16 protein-coding genes are annotated in these 20,192 nt (G+C 71.6%); 15 read left to right on the top strand and 1 reads right to left on the bottom strand.

The features are described from left to right. The first annotated feature begins 852 nt into the window (after nucleotides 1–852). From GA0070561_RS17585 to mltG, 6 genes are all read left to right on the top strand, one after another. Nucleotides 853–1,548: a hypothetical protein gene (locus GA0070561_RS17585; protein WP_091402235.1), complete on the top strand. Its 696-nt coding sequence runs from the start codon at nucleotides 853–855 to the stop codon at nucleotides 1,546–1,548. A gap of 149 nt (nucleotides 1,549–1,697) precedes the next feature. Further along, nucleotides 1,698–2,162, top strand: a complete 465-nt coding sequence (locus GA0070561_RS17590) for a DUF948 domain-containing protein (RefSeq protein ID WP_091401858.1) — start codon at nucleotides 1,698–1,700, stop codon at nucleotides 2,160–2,162. A 30-nt stretch (nucleotides 2,163–2,192) separates the two neighbouring features. Beyond that, nucleotides 2,193–2,498 carry a hypothetical protein gene (locus tag GA0070561_RS17595; protein WP_091401860.1) on the top strand — a complete coding sequence of 102 codons (306 nt, stop codon included), beginning with the start codon at nucleotides 2,193–2,195 and terminating at the stop codon, nucleotides 2,496–2,498. Next, nucleotides 2,495–5,173, top strand: a complete 2,679-nt coding sequence (gene alaS, locus GA0070561_RS17600; protein WP_091401862.1) for an alanine--tRNA ligase — start codon at nucleotides 2,495–2,497, stop codon at nucleotides 5,171–5,173. Before GA0070561_RS17595 ends, alaS begins: the two co-directional genes overlap by 4 nt. Before the next feature lie 72 nt (nucleotides 5,174–5,245). Beyond that, nucleotides 5,246–5,704: a Holliday junction resolvase RuvX gene (gene ruvX / locus GA0070561_RS17605; RefSeq protein ID WP_091401864.1), complete on the top strand. Its 459-nt coding sequence runs from the start codon at nucleotides 5,246–5,248 to the stop codon at nucleotides 5,702–5,704. Continuing rightward, nucleotides 5,704–6,906: an endolytic transglycosylase MltG gene (mltG, locus tag GA0070561_RS17610; protein ID WP_091401865.1), complete on the top strand. Its 1,203-nt coding sequence runs from the start codon at nucleotides 5,704–5,706 to the stop codon at nucleotides 6,904–6,906. The genes ruvX and mltG overlap by 1 nt, the downstream gene beginning before the upstream one ends. A gap of 111 nt (nucleotides 6,907–7,017) precedes the next feature. Here mltG and GA0070561_RS17615 read toward each other — a convergent pair whose 3' ends face one another. Beyond that, nucleotides 7,018–7,449, bottom strand: coding sequence for a peptidoglycan-binding domain-containing protein (locus GA0070561_RS17615; protein ID WP_091401867.1), 432 nt, complete (start codon nucleotides 7,447–7,449; stop codon nucleotides 7,018–7,020). Nucleotides 7,450–7,723: 274 nt separating this feature from the next. Here GA0070561_RS17615 and GA0070561_RS17620 point away from each other — a divergent pair, with 274 nt between their 5' ends. From GA0070561_RS17620 to GA0070561_RS17660, 9 genes are all read left to right on the top strand, one after another. After that, on the top strand, nucleotides 7,724–8,548 hold the full coding sequence (locus GA0070561_RS17620) for a shikimate dehydrogenase (RefSeq protein ID WP_091402237.1): 825 nt from the start codon (nucleotides 7,724–7,726) through the stop codon (nucleotides 8,546–8,548). 268 nt (nucleotides 8,549–8,816) lie between these two features. Continuing rightward, nucleotides 8,817–10,523 (top strand): glycoside hydrolase, encoded by a 1,707-nt coding sequence (locus tag GA0070561_RS17625; RefSeq protein WP_091401868.1) that lies wholly within the window; start codon nucleotides 8,817–8,819, stop codon nucleotides 10,521–10,523. Between the two features lie 222 nt (nucleotides 10,524–10,745). Then, complete coding sequence (locus GA0070561_RS17630) at nucleotides 10,746–12,683, top strand: hypothetical protein (protein ID WP_091401870.1); 1,938 nt, start codon at nucleotides 10,746–10,748, stop codon at nucleotides 12,681–12,683. A 128-nt stretch (nucleotides 12,684–12,811) separates the two neighbouring features. Beyond that, nucleotides 12,812–13,330: an acyltransferase gene (locus GA0070561_RS17635; protein ID WP_181518689.1), complete on the top strand. Its 519-nt coding sequence runs from the start codon at nucleotides 12,812–12,814 to the stop codon at nucleotides 13,328–13,330. Further along, the gene (locus GA0070561_RS17640) at nucleotides 13,323–14,921 is read left to right on the top strand and encodes a GumC domain-containing protein (protein WP_091401872.1); all 1,599 of its coding nucleotides are present in this window, start codon (nucleotides 13,323–13,325) and stop codon (nucleotides 14,919–14,921) included. Before GA0070561_RS17635 ends, GA0070561_RS17640 begins: the two co-directional genes overlap by 8 nt. Before the next feature lie 8 nt (nucleotides 14,922–14,929). Continuing rightward, nucleotides 14,930–16,282 carry an O-antigen ligase family protein gene (locus tag GA0070561_RS17645; RefSeq protein WP_425255899.1) on the top strand — a complete coding sequence of 451 codons (1,353 nt, stop codon included), beginning with the start codon at nucleotides 14,930–14,932 and terminating at the stop codon, nucleotides 16,280–16,282. Continuing rightward, nucleotides 16,279–17,916, top strand: a complete 1,638-nt coding sequence (locus GA0070561_RS17650) for a lipopolysaccharide biosynthesis protein (RefSeq protein WP_091401874.1) — start codon at nucleotides 16,279–16,281, stop codon at nucleotides 17,914–17,916. The genes GA0070561_RS17645 and GA0070561_RS17650 overlap by 4 nt, the downstream gene beginning before the upstream one ends. A gap of 8 nt (nucleotides 17,917–17,924) precedes the next feature. Next, nucleotides 17,925–18,827 carry a sulfotransferase domain-containing protein gene (locus tag GA0070561_RS17655; protein WP_091402242.1) on the top strand — a complete coding sequence of 301 codons (903 nt, stop codon included), beginning with the start codon at nucleotides 17,925–17,927 and terminating at the stop codon, nucleotides 18,825–18,827. After that, nucleotides 18,824–20,086 carry a hypothetical protein gene (locus GA0070561_RS17660; RefSeq protein ID WP_091401876.1) on the top strand — a complete coding sequence of 421 codons (1,263 nt, stop codon included), beginning with the start codon at nucleotides 18,824–18,826 and terminating at the stop codon, nucleotides 20,084–20,086. Before GA0070561_RS17655 ends, GA0070561_RS17660 begins: the two co-directional genes overlap by 4 nt. Nucleotides 20,087–20,192: the final 106 nt, after the last annotated feature.

Consider the following 20,192-nt stretch of genomic DNA (forward strand, 5'->3'; position numbering starts at 1 on the left):
GCGGACGCGCCGACCGGTCGTCGCGCCGTCCGGCCCGACGCGTCGGGATCCACCGGAGAGCAGGCCCTGACCTACCCACCGCCGCCCGGCGACCGTCCCGCCCGGGGGCGGGGCGCCGCGGCGGTGCCCACTGCGGACCCCACCGGCCAGCGCGGCCGTGCCGTGGCGGGACCCGGCCCGGACGCACCGCCCGCCGCGGATCCGACCGGCCGGCGACGTCGTCCACCGGCCGAGCCCGGCCCCGACGGTACGGCTGTCCCCGGTCGACCGGGGCCCGCGGGCGACCAGGGCGACGACCCGTACGCCGGTGGTCGACCCGGCGCCGGTCCCGCAGCTCGGGGCGCTGCCCGCTCCGTCCCACCCGGCCGGGCCCGCCCCATCCCGGGCGACGCGCCGGCACCCGGCACCGGACGCCGTGGCGCTGACGGCCCACTGCGTCCCGGTCCGGGTGGCGAGGCGGCACCCCGGGACGCGACCCGTCCGGACGGTCCGGCTCGCGCGGCCGTGCCGCCGGGTGTGGATGGTCCGCCGCGTTCGCGTCCGGACGGTCCGGCTCGTGCCGCCGTCCGCGCACCCGGCGGGCAGCCGCCAACCGACGACCGGAGCGCCGGTGAGCCCGGGCCGGCACGTGGTGCTGCGTCGGCCGGGCGACCCGCGTCGGCCGACCGTGCCGCCGGACGCGCCCTGCCTCCGAATCGGGAGCCCGGCCGTGCCGAGCCGAGCGGTGTCGCGCCCGTGCCACCGCCCGGGCGCGCCGGCGAGCCCGTCGGCGTGGCCCGTGCCGCCGCCGTGGTGCCCGCCGCGTCCGGTCCGGTGGACCGGCCGGCACCGGAGCCCTCCGACGGGCCGGCGCTGCGCTCGGCCGGTCAGGATGCGCCGGACGACGACGCCGCACCGGGTGCCCGTTCCGAGGAACGCCGGCAGACCCGCGAACGACGTCGCCTGCGCGCGGCGGTGTTGGCGCTGGTCAGCGTCGTGCTGCTCGGCGCGGTGCCGCTCTTCTTCGGCATCCGGACGCTGAGCCGTGACCCGGTCTTCGACAACCTGGACCAGCTCGGCGTGCCCGCCTGGGCGGCCGCGAAGACTGTCGACGACGTCAGCGGCAGCCGCTGGTGCCTGCTCGACTGCCGGCTGCGTGAGCGCACCGTGACCTCGGAGAAGGCACCCAAGGAGACGGCGCAGGTCTATGAGGACGCGCTGCGCCGGGACGGGTGGCAGCCGTGGAAGGTGAGCCGCTGCCCGGAGCAGCAGACGAAGGGCAGCTACACCTGCTGGCGTCGCGACGAGTTGACCCTCGACCTGTGGGTACGCGAGCCGACGTGTGTGCCGCCGCCGGTGGACGGCGAGCCGGCGGTGGTGCCGTCCGGCGACCCGTCGGCCGCTGCGACCGAGTGCACCGGCTCGTTGGTGTCGGTGAAGGTGCGCAATGCGATCGACGACGAGCGGACCAGGCCGCAGCCGACCACCGACCCGTCACTGACCGGTGAGGATCCGTTCCCGACGGTCAGTGCGGATCCGCTGGGCGAGCTGACACCCTCACCGTCCTGAGCCGGTCTCCATCACGGACGGTAGGGTCTGGGGCTGGCGGGCACGCCCGCTGCCGGTGACCGCCGACGGCTCGGCGGCCGGTACGGGTGGCATGGTTGTGCGTTCCGGGGACGTCGGGTCCTGCGGAACTCTGGTTGAGGAGGACAGGCGTGGGCGACTTTGGAGCGATCGCGGCGCTGATCGCGGCATCCGCGTTCGCGGTGCTGGTGCTCATCCTGACGCTGCCCATCCTGCGGCTGCGGCACACGGTTGACGCCACCACCCGCATGATCAACGACCTGAACGATCGGACCGCGCCGTTGCTCGGTGACGTGAACACCACTGTGAAGAACGTCAACACCGCGCTGGAGCAGGTGCAGACCTCGCTCGACGGTGTGAACCTCCAGCTGGCGAAGGTCGACACCATGACCAGCCACGCGCAGAACGTCACCGCCAACGTCGCCAACCTGGCCACCGTCGTCTCCGCCGCGGCCGCCAACCCCCTGGTCAAGGTGGCCGCGTTCGGCTACGGCGTGCGTAAGGCCGCCGCCGGCCGCCGGCACGCCGAGACCGAGCGCGAGGTACGCGACACCATCAAGCAGCAGCGACGCGCCGCGCGACGCGGCAACAGCTGACCGGCCCGGCGCACCAGGAGGTAGCGGGACATGAGGCGCTTGTTCTGGCTCGGCATCGGGGTGGCCGTCGGTGTGATCGTGGTCCGCAAGGCGACCCGGACCGCGCAGGCGTACACGCCGGCGGGCATCGCCAGCTCGCTGACGGAATCCGCTGGCGGGCTCGTCGAGTCGCTGCGTAGTTTCGTGGAGGACGTCCGGGTCGGGATGGCCGAACGCGAGCAGGAGATCCACCACGCGTTCGCCCAGGGCGAGGCGTTCGACGACAAGTTCGCCGACCTGCGGGAAGACCCGCGAATCGGCGATCGAGAAATCTTTCCGGAGGAACACCAGCGATGAAGACGGCGGAGATCAAGCGGCGGTACCTCGCGCACTTCGAGGCGAATGGCCACGCCGTGGTGCCGTCCGCTCCGCTGCCCGCCATCAGCGACCCGAACCTGCTGTTCGTCAATGCCGGCATGGTGCAGTTCGTCCCGTACTTCCTGGGTCAGCAGACGCCCGCGTACCAGCGGGCGGTCAGCGTGCAGAAGTGCATCCGTACCCCGGACATCGACGAGGTCGGTAAGACCAGCCGGCACGGCACGTTCTTCCAGATGAACGGCAACTTCTCCTTCGGTGACTACTTCAAGGCCGGCGCGATCCCGCTGGCCTGGGAGTTGTCCACGAAGCCGATCGCCGAGGGTGGTTACGGGCTGGATCCGGAGCGGATCTGGCCGACGGTCTACCTCGACGACGACGAGGCGTACGAGATCTGGCGGTCGGTCGGCGTGCCGGCCGAGCGGATCGTCCGCCGGGGCAAGGCGGACAACTTCTGGTCCATGGGCATTCCCGGGCCGTGCGGTCCGTCGTCGGAGCTGTTCTACGACCGGGGCCCGGAGTACGGCCGGGAGGGCGGCCCGGCGGTCGACGAGGACCGGTACATGGAGTACTGGAACCTCGTCTTCATGCAGTTCGAGCGGGGTCCGGGCACCACCAAGGAGGACTACCCGATCCTGGGTGACCTGCCGGCGAAGAACATCGACACCGGCATGGGCCTGGAGCGGATGGCCTCGATCCTGCAGGGTGTCGACAACCTGTACGAGATCGACGAGGTCCGGCCGATCCTGGCCCGGGCGGCCGAGCTGACCGGTAAGCGCTACGGCGCGCACTCCGGGCATGTGGCCAGCGAGTCGCACCCGGACGACGTCCGGCTGCGGGTGATCGCGGACCACGTGCGGACCGCGCTGATGCTGATCGGCGACGGCGTGACCCCGTCCAACGAGGGTCGCGGGTACGTGCTGCGCCGGATCATGCGCCGGGCGATCCGGTCGATCCGGCTGCTGGGCTGGCAGGAGCGGGCGCTGCCCGAGCTGCTGCCGGTGGCCCGGGACTGCATGGCGCCGTCGTACCCGGAGCTGGCGACCGACTTCGACCGGATCGCGGATTACGCGTACGCGGAGGAGGAGGCGTTCCTGTCCACCCTGCGGGCGGGCACCACGATCCTGGACACCGCGATCGCGGAGACCCGTACGGCGGGCGGCTCGGCGCTGTCCGGGGCGAAGGCGTTCCAGCTGCACGACACCTACGGCTTCCCGATCGATCTGACCCTGGAGATCGCCGCGGAGCAGGGCCTCACTGTCGACGACGAGGGGTTCCGGCGGCTGATGGCCGACCAGCGGACCCGGGCGAAGGCGGACGCGCAGGCCCGCAAGACGGGGCACGTCGACCTGTCGGCGTACCGGTCGGTGCTCGACGCGGGTGGTCCGGTGACGTTCACCGGGTACAGCGAGGTGTCCCGCGAGTCGACGGTGCGGGCGCTGCTCGGCGCCGACGGTCCGCGTCAGGCGGCGACCGAGGGCGACACCATCGAGCTGGTGCTGGACACCACCCCGTTCTACGCCGAGGGCGGTGGGCAGCAGCCCGACCAGGGCATGATCACGGTTGGTGGCGGGCAGGTCGAGGTGCTCGACGTGCAGCAGCCGGTGCCCGGTCTGATCGTGCACCGCGCGCGGGTGATCCGGGGCGAGGTACGCGCCGGTGAGGCCGGCTTCGCCGAGATCGACACGACCCGACGTCGGGCGATCTCCCGGTCGCACACCGCCACGCACCTGGTGCACCAGACCATGCGCAACTTCCTCGGAGAGTCGGCCACGCAGGCCGGGTCGCTGAACGCCCCCGGTCGGCTCCGGTTCGACTTCAACACCCCGACCGGGGTGTCGCCGAGCGTCCTGCGCGACGTGGAGCAGCAGGTCAACGAGGTGCTCCTGGCCGACCTGGAGGTGCACGCCTTCATCACCTCGTTGGAGGAGGCGCGGCGCATCGGCGCGATGGCGCTCTTCGGCGAGAAGTACGGCGAGGAGGTGCGGGTCGTCGAGGTGGGTGACTACGCCCGGGAGTTGTGCGGCGGCACGCACGTGGCCCGCTCGGCCCAGCTCGGCCTCGTGAAGATCCTCTCCGAGTCGTCGATCGGCTCCGGTGTCCGCCGCGTCGAGGCGCTGGTCGGCATGGACGCCTTCGGCTTCCTGGCCAAGGAGCACCTGCTGGTCTCCCGGCTGGCCGAGTTGTACCGGGTGCCCAACGACCAGGTCGCCGACCGGGTGGAGCAGACCGTCACCCAGCTTCGGGACGCCGAGAAGGAGCTGGAGAAGCTGCGCGCCCAGCTGGTGCTGGGTGGCGCGGCGGCGCTCGCGGCGCAGGCCAAGGACGTGCGCGGGGTCGCGTACGTGGGCACCGAGGCGCCGGAGGGCGCGGCCGGCAACGACGTGCGCACCCTGGCCCAGGAGATCCGCGGCAAGATCGACCCGGCGCGGCCGGCGGTCGTCGCGGTGGCGGCGCGGTCGAACGGCAAGGCGTCCCTGGTGGTCGCGGTCAACGCGGCGGCGCGCAGCCGCGGCCTGGCCGCGTCGGATCTGGTGAAGGCGGCGTTCTCCGGGCGCGGAGGAGGCAGCCCCGACCTGGCCCAGGGCGGCGGTCTGCCGGCGGTCGAGGCGCCGAACCTGCTGCTCACCGTCGAGAAGGCGATCACTGAGGCGTGATAGATCATCACTGTGAGTCAGGGCGGGCCGATTGGTCCGCCCTGGTTCGTTCCCGGCTGGTGGTGACCGTCGGTGGCTGAGCTGACGCGTGGTGTGCGGATCGGCGTGGATGTCGGTCAGGTGCGGGTGGGCGTCTCCCGCTCGGATCCGGACGGGATCTTGGCAACACCGCTGGTCACCCTGGCCCGCGATCTCACGGCGGCGCCGGACGCGGTGCCGAGCGACCTCGCCGAGTTGGCCGCGTTGGTGGCCGAGCACGAGGCCGTCGGGGTCGTCGTCGGCCTTCCGGTCAATCTCGCCGGCAAGCATGGCCCTGCGGCCGTCCATGTGAAGGCGTACGCTGACCGACTGGTCGATGTGATAGCGCCTGTTCCGGTAACGCTCACTGACGAGAGGATGTCGACCGTGGTCGCTTCTCGTAGGCTTGCCGAGCGTGGCGTCCGAGGTAAACGTCAACGTGCGGTTGTCGATCAGGCGGCCGCGGTGGAGATCCTGCAGAGCTGGCTGGACGCGCAGCGGAGGCGGATGTAATGATCGACGATCTGGATCTTGGGTTCGACGAGCCGGAGCGGGGGGAGAAGGGTCGGCACCGGCGCGGCTTCCGCAAGCGCAAGGGCGGGTCCGGCGGCGGCGGCGGGGGCCGGGGCAAGACATTCCTGGCCCTGCTGATGGCACTGCTCCTGTTGGGCGGCATCGGCGGCGGCGCGTTCTACGGCTTCGACCGCATCCAGAACTACTTCGTCACCCCCGACTACGACGGCAGCGGGACCGGTGAGATCACCGTCGAGATCAAGAACGGCGCGCTGCTCGCCGACATGGCCGACGCCCTCGTCGCGGCCGACGTGGTGAAGAGCCAGAAGGCTTTCATCGAGGCGGCCGAGGCCAACTCGCGCAGCAAGAACATCCAGCCGGGCACGTACAAGCTGCGCAAGCAGATGAGCGGCGCGAGCGCCGTGACCGCGATGCTCGACCTGAAGAACAAGATCGTCAACGGGCTGACCATCCCCGAGGGCCGCACGAGCCTCAACATCTACAAGCTGCTCTCCGAGAAGACCAAGATCCCGGTCAAGGACTTCCAGGCCGCCGCGAAGGACCCGAAGGCGCTCGGCATCCCGGACTGGTGGTTCACGCGCGGCGACGGCAAGAAGAGCGTCAAGTCCATCGAGGGTTTCCTCTTCCCGGACACGTACGAGATCCCGCCGAAGTCCACGGCCCAGAGCATCCTCAAGCTGATGGTGAACCGCTTCCTCTCGGTGACCGTGGAGATGAAGTTCGCCGACCGGGTGCAGGAGGAACGCAAGGTCAGCCCGTACGAGGCGCTGATCGTGGCGTCGCTGGCCCAGGCCGAGGCCGGCAACAAGGACGACCTGGGCAAGGTCGCCCGGGTGGCCTACAACCGGGTGTACGGCGAGTTCGACTGCAACTGCCTGGAGATGGACGTCACGGTCAACTACTACCTGGAGTCGATCGGTAAGCCGACCAAGTCGTCCAAGCAGATGACCTCGGCCGAGCTGGACGACCCGAAGAACCCGTACAACCGCAAGCTGCGGGGCATGATCCCCACCCCGATCAACAACCCCGGCAAGCAGGCCCTGGAAGGGGCGATGGACACGCCGGTGGGCAAGTGGCTCTACTTCGTGGCCATCGACAAGGAGGGCCACTCGGAGTTCGCCGAGACGTACGAGCAGCACAAGCGCAACGAGAACAAGGCTCGAGAGGCCGGCATTATCTGACCGGCCGGGTTACGCCATAAAGGCTCCCTTCCCATTGCGACCGCAATTATGGTCGCTGTCGGGAAGGGAGCCTTTACGGTTCAGCACTGACGCGCAATTACTGCGTCATTGTCAGTGACTCGTGCCGGTCCACGTGCCGGTGCGCGGGTTGAGGAACGTCCACACGCCGTTGCTGTTCTGCTTGCGCAGACCGAACGTGCGGTTGTAGCCGTAGTAGAAGTACCCGGTCTGGGTGCTCGTGTCGAACCCGGTGTTGCGGTTGACCGCGCCGTACGCCTCGCCCCAGGTCTGCGGCCCGACCGACCCGTCGATGCCGACGTTCATCACGTCCTGCCAGGTCCTGGTCTTGGCGGCGGTGTTGGAGCCGAACTCCCCGTCGATGAAGCTGGTGCCGACGGTGCCGCTCAGGTCGTCGGCCCAGACGATGGCCTGCCAGAGCCGCACGATGTTGCCGCTACGGACGCAGGAGCTGGACTGGCACAGCTGGTGGTTGTCGGACCAGCTGCCCGCAGCGGCGTCCGCCCGCGCGGGAACGGCGGTCATCAGCGAAAGACTGAAAACCGCAGCAATCGCGATAAGGGCACGGAGAATGCTCTTGTTCAAGGTTTCCCCTTTTTCGATCGGCGCTTCCGTCCCCGGAATGCTTTCACCAACGTCGATGTGGGTCAAGCGATGACGCGGTCGCCCAGGGTGGCCGCAGAACCGGTTCCCTGGTGTCCGGGCCGCGGTGCTGGGTACTGTCGATCCCGACGTGCGGGGGAGAGCGGGGACGTGATGTCGACAGTGATCGGGCCACCTGCCGCGACCGGCGGTGATCGTGTCGACCCATAGGGCCGCAGTGCTGGGCAAGCCGATCGCGCACTCCCTCTCCCCGGTGATCCACACCGCGGGTTACGTCGCCGCCGGGCTGACCGGGTGGTCGTACACCCGGATCGAGTGCGCGGCGGCGGAGCTGCCGGATCTGGTCGCCGGCCTGGGCCCGGAGTGGGCCGGGTTGTCGGTGACCATGCCGGGCAAGGAGGCGGCGCTCGCCGTGGCCGACGCCGCGTCGCCGGTCGCCGCCGCCGTCGGCGCGGCCAACACGTTGGTACGCCGTCCGGACGGCTCCTGGTACGCGGACAACACCGACGTCGCCGGCATGGTGCGGGTGCTCACCGACGCCGGCGTGAGCGCCGGTGCCGCCGTGACGGTGCTCGGCGCCGGGGGGACGGCCCGCGCCGCGCTCGCCGCCGCCGCCCAGCTCGCGTGCTCGTCGGTGACGGTGGTGGCCCGCCGACCCGAGGCGGTCGACGAGCTACGCCCGGTGGCCGGCGCGGTGGGCGTCGCGCTGACGCCCGCCCCATGGGCCGATGCGCCCCGGCAACTCTCCACCGCCGACGTGGTCGTCTCCACGGTGCCGAAGGGGGTCGCCGACCCACTGGCCGGCGCGGTGGCCTGGCGGTCGGGCGCGGTGTTCTTCGACGCGCTCTACGACCCGTGGCCGACACCGCTGGCGACGGCCGCCGACGCGGCGGGCTGCCGGATCGTCTCCGGCCTGGACCTGCTGCTGGCCCAGGCCGTCGGGCAGTTCGAGCAGTTCACCGGCGTCACCGCGCCGAGGGCGGCGATGGCCGCCGCGCTGACTGCCGCTCGCTCCGGCTGACGGACCGAACAGACGGTCCGGGGCGGTCGCCGATGGTCGCGACGCGTTCCGGAAGCGCTTCCAACGCATCCCGTTGACTCCGCGCGTGCTCCCCAGGCAAGGTGTGTGGCGGGGCTTCGGTCGCACCCGCGGCCAGAGCCCCTGATTTCCCTGAGGCGGTTTCTTAGCTGACGGTTAAGACGCGCTTACGGAAAACTGTCCTACCTGCCACATGTCCTGGTCATCGATACGCTGCTCACCGTTACGGACGCAGACACAGGGAGTTTCCTTGACCAGGCACGGACTGCACCGCATCACCCGGTTCCGCTCCGGACCCCGGCGTAAGGCGATTGCCATCGGCGTGGTCGGCGGCTCGGTGGTGGCCGGCATCGTCGCGACCATGATGCCGCTGCTGGCCAGCGACGACCTGTCGATCCGGGCGGCGGCCGACACCACCGCCACCGCGGTGTCGCAGGACGGTGACAACGCGGCCAAGTCGACGCTGGCGACCTGCGCGACGCGCTGCGACGGCAACCCGCGCGGTGGCCGCGAGGCGGTCATCGAGTTCGCGGTGACCACGGTGCCGGCCAACGCGGTCAACATCCGGGCGACGCTGCGGGTGCACGCCTGGCAGCAGTTCGCCGCAACGGTGACGGCGCACGCCTCACCGCTGAGCGCCCGCGAGTCGCGGCCGCCGCTGACGCCGGCCGGTGCCGCACTGGACAGCGTGACCAGCGTGTCCAAGGGTTTCAACGAGTGGGACGTCTCCAAACTGGTCACCGGCAACGGCACCTGGACGGTCTCGTTGGCGCAGAGCGGCCTGGAGAGCCGGATCTACTGGGCGTCGGTCGAGAACCGCAACACGGACCTGCGACCCGGCCTGCTGATCAGCTACGACCTCGGGGCCCGGCCGTCGCCGGTGACGACGACCCGGCCGGCACCGCCGCCGTCGCCGAGCGCGTCGCCGACCACCGCCGCGCCGAAGCCGTCGCCGACCATCGCTCCGACCCGGACGCCGACCCCGAGCGCCAGCGGCACCCTCCCGTCCGGCAAGTGTGGTTCCGTCTCGGACAAGCTCGTCCCGTCCTGTGGCGCCTGGTGGGGCATGTACTCGCCCGCCGGAGCGGCCGGCGGTTGGGACCACGGCAAGGCCGTCACCGACGTGGAGACGCAGGTCGGGCGCAAGTTCGACATCGTGCACCGCTACCACGACTTCTCCAACGCCGGCAGCAACGGCGCCTTCCCCGACGTGTACGAGTCGCAGCAGATGCGCGAAGGCCGGTTGATGTTCTTCGCCTGGGAGTCCCGTGACTTCTCCGCCGGCACCACCCTCAAGTGGTCGGACGTCTACGGCGGCAAGCAGGACGACACCATCGACGCGGTCGCGGGCCGGATCCGCGCCGCAGGCGTACCGGTCTTCATCGGCTTCGACCACGAGCCGGAGGACGAGCCGGACAAGGGCAGCGACGCCGACTTCGTCCGGGCCTGGCGCTACGTCCACGAGCGGTTCGCCAACGCCGGCGCGACCAACGCGGTCTGGGTCTGGACGATGATGGGTTGGTCCGGGCACTACTCCCGGTACGCCGGCCTGTACCCCGGTGACCGGTACGTCGACTGGGTGGCCTACGACCCGTACAACTTCCACGTCTGCAACGGCAGCACGGTGTGGAAGAGCCCGAGCACGACGGTCGGTGGCTTCTACCGGTGGCTGGACGACAACGGCATCGGCGCGGGCAAACCCCGGATGCTCGCCGAGTTCGGCACCAACTTCAACTCCGCCGACCTGGGTGCCAAGCAGCGCTGGTTCCAGGAGTTCCCGGCGGCGCTGAAGGCGCACCCGAAGATCAAGGCGGCGATCTACTTCAACTCGGCCGGTATGACCAGCCGCACGTCGACCTGCGACATGACGATGAATCACGACGCCTCGGCGGTGGCCGGCTTCGCGCAGGCCGGACGGGACCCCTACCTGCGGCAACCCACCGGAGGTAACCGCTGACGTTCGAGACGGGCTGACCGGACGGCGTTCGCCGGGGGGTCGGACATCCGATCCTCCGGCGTTCTGTCGGCTTGCGGATTCATGCACCGCCCAATCGGCGGATTTTGTTAACCAGGCTGGACGAGGCACGCTACCTCGGGTTCTCATCCAATCTGGAGGCGCAGCGTGCCCAAACTCTCGCACTTGTGGCGTTTTGCAGGACGACGTCGTACTCGGGCGGGGATGGTCGCGTTGGCGATCATCGCCGCAGCTCTGGGCGTGCCCACGACCGCGTCGGCCGCGGTGGTACCGGTCCCGACCACGGCGACCCTGGTGTCGGCGAACCCCGCCGACTCGACCCCGCACGCCCGAGACGGTGAGACCCGTGCCTTCGCGCAGGTGGGCAACACGGTCTTCGTCGGCGGCAGCTTCACCCAGCTCCGGCAGACCGCCAGTTCCGCGTGGATCACGCAGCGCTACCTCTTCGCGTACGACCGGACCACCGGCACCATGTCGACCACCTTCCTGCCGGTGCTCGACGGCGCGGTCAACACGCTCCTCGCCGGCCCCGGCGGCACGCTGATCGTCGGCGGCGCCTTCAAGAACGTCAACGGCGTCTCCCGGAAGAACCTGGTGGCGCTCAACCCGTCGACGGGCGCGATCATCGACAGCTGGGTCGGGCGTTCCGACGGCGGCACGGTCCGTGACCTGGCGCTGGACGGCAACTGGCTGTACGTGGCCGGCGCGTTCAACTGGCTCAACGGCACCGCGCACGCCGGTCTGGGCCGGCTCAACGCGACCACCGGCGCGATCGACCCGAGTTTCAGCATCGACGCCACAGTGGGACGGCACGGCACCACGTCGTACGTCTGGACCATCGACGTCGCGCCGGACGGCGACACCCTGGTCGTCGGCGGCAACTTCACGCTCGTCAACGACCTGCCGCGCAACCAGATGGCGTTGGTGGACGTCTCCGGGACTCCCACGTTGCTCGACTGGAGCACCGACAAGTTCGTTCCGCCGTGCGCCTCGCCGACGACGTTCGTGCACTACGTGCAGGACGTGAAGTTCGGTGGCGACGGTAGCTGGTTCGTGGTCGGCACCAACGGCGGTGCCGGCTGGCCGGCCGCGTACTGCGACGCCCTGGTCCGCTTCGAGACCGCCGCGCGGGGCTCTGGCCTGCTCGCCACCTGGGCCGACTACACCGGTAACGACACCATCACCTCGGTCGAGGTGGCCGACAACGTCATCTACCTGGGCGGGCACTTCCGCTGGGTCAACAACCCGAACGCCATCGACGCCGCCGGCCCGGGCGCTGTCGACCGGCTCGGCATCGCCGCCGTCACTCCGGCGACCGGCATGCCGGTGAACTGGAACCCGCGCCGTAGCGGCAGCGCCTCGATGCCGTCGGGCACCAGCAACTGGGGTTCGTCGGTGCCGGTGCTCTGGCGCGGCTCGGACGGCCTCTACTTCGGGCACAACTCCGATGGCATGGGCGAGGAGTACCACGGCCGGCTCGGTATGTTCCCGCTCGCCGGCGGGCGTACCTTCACAGCGAAGAACCCGCCGTCGGCCACCACCGGCAACCTCTACCTCGGCACCGCCTCGGGCACCCTGGCGAAGGTGCCGTTCAACGGCACCGCGCTGGGCACCGCGACCAGCGTCAGCCAGCCCGCGTACACGGCGGCCGGCGCGACCTGGCGGGTGGACGACCGGATCTACTGGTCGCACACGGTGGCCGGCACGCCCACCGGCAGTCGGATCGACATCTCGCTCTTCAACGGAGGCGCGATCGGCTCGCCGTGGGAGGCGTCCGGCTACAACGACTGGTACAACCCGGCGTCGCTGACCGGCGCCTTCTTCCTCGACGGCCGGCTCTACTACACCCGTACCGGGGCGAACGGCCTCTACTACCGCTACTTCGAGATCGACGGCAACTACCTGGGCGCCACCGAGTTCGCCCTGCCGACCACGGGCGTGACCTGGTCCGCGGTGCGGGGCATGGCCTGGGTGGGCGGCCGGATCGTCTACGGCTCCACCGACGGCGCACTGCGGAGCGTGCCGTTCGACCCCACGGCCGCGCCGAGCGCGGTGGTCGACGGCACCACGGCGACCGTCATCAGCAGCGCGACGCCCGAGTTGTCCTGGTCTACCCCATCGACGTTCTTCTCCGTACAGTAAGGGTCAACCGTTCGTAACGGAGCATCGGTAGATTGTTCACGTTGGGCCGGTGGCGGTACCCACCGCTGCCGGCCCGCGACGGTGGGGGAGGGTCGTTGCTCGGCGCCGCTGGCATCCGAACGAGACGCTTGGTGCGTCTGGTCTTCGCGGTCAAACGCGGCTGGTATCAGCTCCGTTACCGACGGTTGACGCTCGGTCGGGACGTGGAGATCCGTGGCCGGATCCGGTTGCGGCGCGGTGTGCGGGTGACCATTGGTGACCGCACCCGGTTGAACAAACTCGTCCGCTTCGCCGGCCCCGGCGAGGTACGAGTCGGCGCGGACTGTCTGCTCAACGCCACCTGGATCGGCACCTGGACGTCGGTCACCGTGGGGGACCGGTGCCTCCTGTCGGACTGCGAGCTGCTCGACAACGACTTCCACAACCTGCCCCCCGAGCAGCGGCACGCACCGCCCGGCCCGCTCACCCGTGCCCCGATCGTTCTCGAGGACAACGTCTGGGTCGGTGCGCACGCCCTGGTCCTGAAGGGCGTGCGGGTCGGTCGGGACAGCGTCGTCGGCGCGGCGACGGTGGTCCGCACCGACGTACCACCCGGCGTCGTGGTCGTCGGTAATCCTCAACAGACGGTGAAGAAGTTCCATGACTGATGCAGCGCCCGCCCCCTGGCCCACGGACGGCCCGTCCTCCGGCACCTCGCGTGCCGTGACACTGACCGACCTGCTGCGGGTGCCGATGCACCGGTTGCGGTTGGTGGTGGCGGTCGCCATGGTCGGTCTGCTCGCCGCGCTCGGCTACGTGCTGCTGGTGCCGGCGGCGCTGTCCGCGAGCGCCGTGGTCGCGGTCCGGCCGGTGGTGACCGACGCCTTCACACCCAGCGGCGCGGGCGCCGACCGCGCGGTCAACATGAACGTGGAGAGCGGCATCGCCACCGGCACCGAGGTGGTGCAGCGGCTCGCCGACTCGGCCGGCGGCGACCCGCGGGACATCCGCGACGCGCTCGAGGTCGAGGTGCCCACCGGTGGGCAGATCCTGCGCTTCACCTACCAGGCACGCGAGGCGCACCAGGCCGTGCAGAGCGCCAACATGGCCGCCGAGGCCTACCTGAGCGTGCGCCGGGCGATGTACGAGCAGCAGCGCGCCGAGATGCTGCGCTCCTACGACGCCAGCATCACGAAGGTCGCCGCCCAGCAGACCGCGTTGCAGAAGCGGGCGAACACCGCCAAGGACACCGCCGCAGGTGACGCGCTGGTGGCCGAGCTGGCCGGGATCAACAACCAGCTCACCCAGCTCAACGCCGCCCGTACCGAGATCGCGGCGGTCGACGTCAACCCCGGCTGGGTCACCCAGACCGCCGAGAAGGCGCTGGTCACCTCCGCCGGGCACCGGCCGCTCTACCTGGTCGCCGGCCTGCTCGGTGGCGCGCTGATCGGCATCGTGCTGGCGTACCTCTGGGAGTCGACCGACCGGCGGGTCCGCTCGGTCGCCGACGGCCGGGAGGCCTCCGGCCTTCCCCTGCTCGGCACCGTACGCCGGCCGGCGTTCCGGGGTAGCCCCCGGGCGGTCGACGCCGACATCCGGTACGTGGCGATGGCGGTAGCCGAGCGGGTCCGGCAGCCGGCCCGGGTGGCGCTGGTCACCGCCCGGGAGGACGCCACAGTGCTCACCGCCGGGCTCGCCGTGGCGCTCGCCGTGGACGGCCGGGAGGTCTTCGTCGCCGACGACAGCGGTCGGATCGAGCGGCTACGGGCCACCGTTCTCGCCGACCGCGGGCGGCTGCCCATCGACCCGTCCCGGCCGCTGGTGCCCAAACCCCGGCCGGCCGGCAGCACACCGGCCGCCGGTGCCGCCACGGAGAGCACGCCCGCCCGTCGGCCCTCCCCGCACCCGCCGGGTGCTCGCCCGTCCACCGACCCCGATGCCACCCTGACGCTGCCGAGGGTGTCGTCCGCCCGCCCGGAGAACAGTCGCGTCGTCACCCCCGACGAGGTTGTCGTGGGTGTGGGCAGCGTCCGGTTCGGCACCTGGCGGCAGGGCGCCGACCACGGCCTGGTCCTGTTCAACGCCCCGCCGGCCGAGTCCGACGAGCGTGGCGTGGCAGTGGCCCGGCAGGGCAGCGCGGTGGTCGTCGTGGAGCGGGACCGCACCCGGCAGAGTGACCTGCGACGCCTGGTGGAGCGGCTGCGCGCCGCCGGCGTCACCCCGCTGGGCTTCGTGCTCACCCGAAACGGCCGGGCCTGAGCGTGTCGGTGACCCGCGCCCCGGCGACCGAACCACCACCCGGAGGCGCTCCGCAGGAGGCCGTGCCGGTGGCGCCGTCCGCGCCGCCGCAACTGCCGCTCTGGCCGCTGTCGATGATGTTCGGCCTGGTGCCGCTCTGGTGGCTGTTCGGTGCGTTCTACCTCGGCTGGCCGCTGCTGGGTGCGCTGCTGTTCGCGTTGCTGCTCACCCGGGGACGCGTGCCGCTGCCGCCGGCGGCCGGCATCTGGCTGCTCTTCCTCGCCATCGTGGTGGTCAGCGCCACCCAGTTGTCGTCGCCCGCCTCGCTGCTCACGTTCGCCCTGCGGCTGGCCTTCTACCTGACCGCGCTGGTGGTCGGCGTCTACGTCTACGCGGCCGCCCGGGAACGCGCCAGCCTGGTGGCGGTGCTCACCCCGCTCTGCGCGTTCTGGTTCGGGCTGGTGGCGCTGGGCTGGCTCGGGGTGCTGGTGCCCCGGCTGGCCATGACGACCCCGATGGAGGTGCTGCTGCCCGGCGGGGTGGCCGGCACCCCGTTCATCCAGGACATGGTGCACCTCACCACCGCTGAGTACAGTGCCCGTTCGCTCAACCCGATCTACCGGCCGGCCGCGCCGTTCGCGTACACCAACAACTACGGCAGTGCGTACGCGATGACCCTGCCCTGCGTGGTGGCCTTCGCGATGCTGCGCCGGCAGGGGCTGCTGCGCTGGGCGCTGCTGGCGTCGCTGCCGCTGTCGCTGGCGCCGGCGTTCCTCACCCTCAACCGGGCGATGTTCCTCAGCCTCGGTGCCGGGCTGGCGGTGCTCGGGGTGCGGGCCAGCCTGCGCGGCAACGTCCGGGTGGCCGCGTCCATCGTCGGGGTCGTGGTGATCGGCGGGTTGGCCACGCTGTTCATCCCGATCACCGAGCTGATCAGCAGGCGGGTCGACTCCAGCGACACCAACACCGACCGGCTCTCGCTCTACAGCGAGGTGATCCGCCGGGTGCAGGAGTCGCCCTGGTTGGGCTACGGCGCTCCGGTGAACGTGGACACCGTGTCGGCGGCCGCGCCGATCGGCACACAGGGGCAGCTGTGGATGGTGCTGTTCAGCCACGGCGTACCCGCGCTCATCTGTTTCCTGGCGTGGTTCGTCGCCGCAGCGGTGATCTGCGCGCGGGCGACCTCGGCGGCCGGGCAGTGGCTGGCGGTGGTGCCGGTGGTCTGCCTCGTGCAGGTCCCGTTCTACGGCATGGCGAACCAGAACCTGGCGGTCGCGTTCTTCGCGGTGGCCTTCGCGATGGCGCTCACCGAACGCGAACGGCTGGCCCGGCTGGCCGGGTCGTCGCCGACGCCCGCACGGACCGCGCCGGTGCCCGCGTGACCGCCGCGACCCGACCGTCGGCCGGTGCCGACGAGGGCCGGCCCACGCCCGCCCCCGCCGAGGACCAGGCCGCGCCGTCGCCAGCCGGGGACACCGGCTCGGCCGAGACCCGCCGCAGCGCGCGTAGCGGCGTGGCCGGACTGCTCGGCGCGGCCACCAGTGGCCTGTTCGGGTTCGTGCTGGCGGTCGTGATCACCCGGGGCTACGGCCCGGCCGGCGCGGGCGCGTTCTTCGCCGCGATCGGGGTCGTCACCGTGGCCACCGCGATCTGCACGCTCGGCGCGGAGACCGGTCTGATGTGGGCCCTGCCCCGCCGCAGCGCAGGCGTGCGCGGTGACGCCGCCCGGGTGCTCCCGGTGGCGCTGATCCCGCCGCTGCTGACCGGGCTGCTGGTCGCCGGCGCGGGCGTGCTGGCCGCCGACGCCCTCGCGCCCCGGCTGCTGCGCGGTTCCGGCGCGAGCGGCGACGCGCTGCTCACCGTCACGTTCGCCGCGGTGCCGGTGGTGGTGGCGATGACCCTGCTGCTGGCCACGCTGCGCTGCGTGCGGCCCATCCGGGCGTACGTCGGGGTGCAGTTCCTGCTGCTGCCGGTGGCCCGCCCGGTGCTGGTCGGCGCGGCCGCGTTGGCGGGTGGTGGCCTGCTCGCCGGCATGACCGGCTGGTTGGTGCCGGCGGCGTTGGCGTTGCTGGCCTGTCTCACCCTCGTCGCCGGCCCGCTCGGGCTGGGCCGGGGCGCGGCGCTGCGTCCGCACCGCGCCGACTGGTCCACGTTCTGGCGCTTCGCGCTGCCCCGGGCCGCCTCGGCGGCCATCGACGCCGGCAGCATGTGGGTGGGTGTGCTGCTCACCTCGGTGCTGGCCGGGCCGACGGACGCCGGTGTGTTCGGCGCCGTCGGCCGGTACGTGCTGGCCGGTCAGTTGGCCATGCAGGGGCTGCGGGTGGCGGTGTCGCCGCAGCTGTCCCGGCTGCTCGGGCGGGGCGAGCGGGCCGCGGCGGCGGCCGTGCACCGGCAGTTGACCACCTGGGGGCTGGTGCTGTCCTGGCCGGTGTACCTGCTGCTGGCGGTCTTCGCGCTGGCCTTCCTCCAGCTGTTCGGGCCGGAGTTCACCGCCGGTGTGCCGGCGATGACGGTGCTCGCGCTGGCGATGCTGGTCAACACCGGAGTGGGCAACGTGCAGAGCCTGCTCCTGATGGGCGGGCGCAGCGGGCTGCACCTGGTCGCCACCGTGGCCGGGTTGACGGTGACCGTCTCGCTGGGTCTCTGGCTGATCCCGCACCACGGCGCGACGGGCGCGGCGGTGGCCTGGGCGGCCGGCATCGCCACCGAGAACCTCACCGCCGCCGGGTTCGCCCGGTCGGTGGTTCGGGAGCCGCTGTTCGACGGCGCGATGGTGCGTGCCGCGGCGGCCACGATCACCGGTGTGGGCCTGGCCGCCGGGGCCGGCGTGCTGGTGGGCGGTCGCGGCCTGCCCGGCCTGGCGGTGGCGTTGGCGGTACTGCTGACCGGCTGCGTCGGCATGTTGACGTTGCCCCGGGTGCGCGCCGGCATCCGGGGGACCATGAGGCAGATCCGTGGAGGGGACAACGCGGCCACGGCCGCCGAGCCCACCTCGGCATCGACGAGAGGCAGGTGAGGTTCGTCGTGGTGTCCATCCGTGACCGGGTCAAGCAGTTGGTTCCGACCCAGGTGACCACCCGGGTGAAGGAGTCGCTTGTCGACTACGGCGTTCGCACCAGCGACCGCCGGCCGCTGCCGGACTTCCTCATCATCGGGACCAAACGGGGTGGCACCACCTCCCTGTGGAACTACCTCATCCAGCACCCGTTGGTGCCCCGGCTCTTTCCCGCGTGGAACACCAAGTCGGCGCACTACTTCGAGGAGCACTGGGGTCGCGGCGAAGCCTGGTACCGCTCGCACTTCCCGACCGAGCGGCAGCGCGAGGCCCTGGCCAAGCGGCACGGTGGGCCGGTCCGGGTCGGTGAGGCCGCCCCGCTGTACATGTTCCACCCGCTCGCCGCGCAGCGGGTCGCCGCGCTGATGCCGTCTGTGAAGCTCATCGTGCTGCTGCGGGACCCGGTGGAGCGGGCGTACTCGCACTGGAAGGAACGCCGCACCCACGGCATCGAACCACTGGACTTCGCCGCCGCGCTGGCGGCCGAGCCGGAACGCACGGCGGGTGAGCGGGAGCGGTTGATCGCCGAGCCGGAGTCGTTCAGTGAGCCGTACGACTGGTACACGTACCGGGCCCGGGGGCGTTACCTGGAGCACCTGGAGCCGTGGCTGGAGCGCTTCGCCCGGGAGCAGATCCTCTTCCTGCCCAGCGAGGACCTGTACCGCGACTCGCGGGCGACCTACCGACGCACCCTGGACTTCCTCGGTCTGCCGGCGTATGACCTGCCCAACTTCAAGGTCTACAACGATCGGCGCTCGGCACCCCTGGAGCCGAGCGTGCGGGCTGAGCTGACCGACTACTACCGGCCGTACAACGACGCGTTGCGTCAACGGCTCGGGCTGGACCTCGACTGGGCGGACCGGGCGGCGTGACGACCCGGGTGGGCCCGGCCACCGACCCGCGTTCGCGGGTGGACGGCCTGGGTTGGGTGAGCCGCGCGGTCTTCCCGGACGACCGGCTCGGCCTGACCGTGGCCGGCGCCCCGCCGGCCGGTCACCAGGTGGTGGCCCGGTACGCGGTGGTGCCGTCGATCGCCCGGGCCCGGTTCCTGGTGCCGTTGGGCGCGCCCCGGGCCGGTGCGGCGTCCCTGTTGGCGTACAACGCCCTGCGGCCACCGAAGGTGCGCGCGCTGCGGGCGTTGCTCGGTGGGCTGGCCCGGTTCGGTCGGGTGGGGCTCGCGCCGTTTCCGACGTTGACCGTCTCGGTGCCGGCCGGGGTGCCGGCCGCGGAGTTGCTGCTGAGCGAGCGGCTCTCCGCCGACCTGGGTGACACGCCGCTGCTGGCCGCGTTCGGGGTTCGCCCACCCGACCCGAACGGCAAGCCCACCCTGCAACTCTTCAGTGCCGACGGGCGTCCGCGTGGCTACGCGAAGATCGGCTGGAACGACGCGACCCGAGCGCTGGTCAGCGCGGAGGCGGCGGCGCTGCGGGCGTTGCGCGAGGTGGCCGGCGTCGCCGACCATCCGACGCCGCCGCGGCTGCTCACCGAGACGTCGTGGGCGGGCCAGGTGGTCGCGGTGATCGAGCCGTTGCCCCCGGCGGTACGCGGTGTGCCGGTGGACGACCCGCCCCGGATCGCGGCGCTGCTCGCGGTCGCCCGGCGGGGCGGCCCGGCGGGCACACCTCGACCGCTGGTCGACTCGACCTTCCTGCGCCGGCTGGCAGATCAGGCCGGCCGGGCCGCCGCGACCGAGCCGGCGGGTGCGCGGGCGGTCGCCGCGGTCTCGGCGTTGGCCCGCCGGCACGGCGACACCAGCGTCGAGTTCGGTCACTGGCATGGTGACTGGGTGCCGTGGAACCTGGGCTGGCACGCCGGCCGGTTGGTCGCCTGGGACTGGGAGCACAGCGGGCCGGACGTGCCGGTCGGCTTCGACCTGGCGCACGACGCGTTCCAGCGGGCCCTCGTGCTGCGCGGGGAGCCGGCCGACGCCGCTGCGGCGGCCGTGGACGGATATCTGAGCCGACACGGCGAGCGGCTCGGCCTCGACGCCGCGCAGCGTCGGCTCGTCGCCGACGCGTACCTGGTGGAGATGTGGTTGCGGACGTGGCGGCTGGCCGACGCGGGCGCGGGCTGGAACGCCGCTCTGCATCCCGCACTCCTGGACGTCATCGAGAAAAGACATAGCGGCTGATCTGGAGGAATCGCGGCGACGACGGTGCGCCGCAGAGTGACGACATAATCGCAGGTGGTGATGACGATCGATGGACCTCGGACGTTCGGTGCACCGCACCGGCCAC

This window comes from Micromonospora saelicesensis, from assembly GCF_900091575.1.
In the GTDB taxonomy this organism is placed as follows: Bacteria; Actinomycetota; Actinomycetes; order Mycobacteriales; family Micromonosporaceae; genus Micromonospora; species Micromonospora saelicesensis.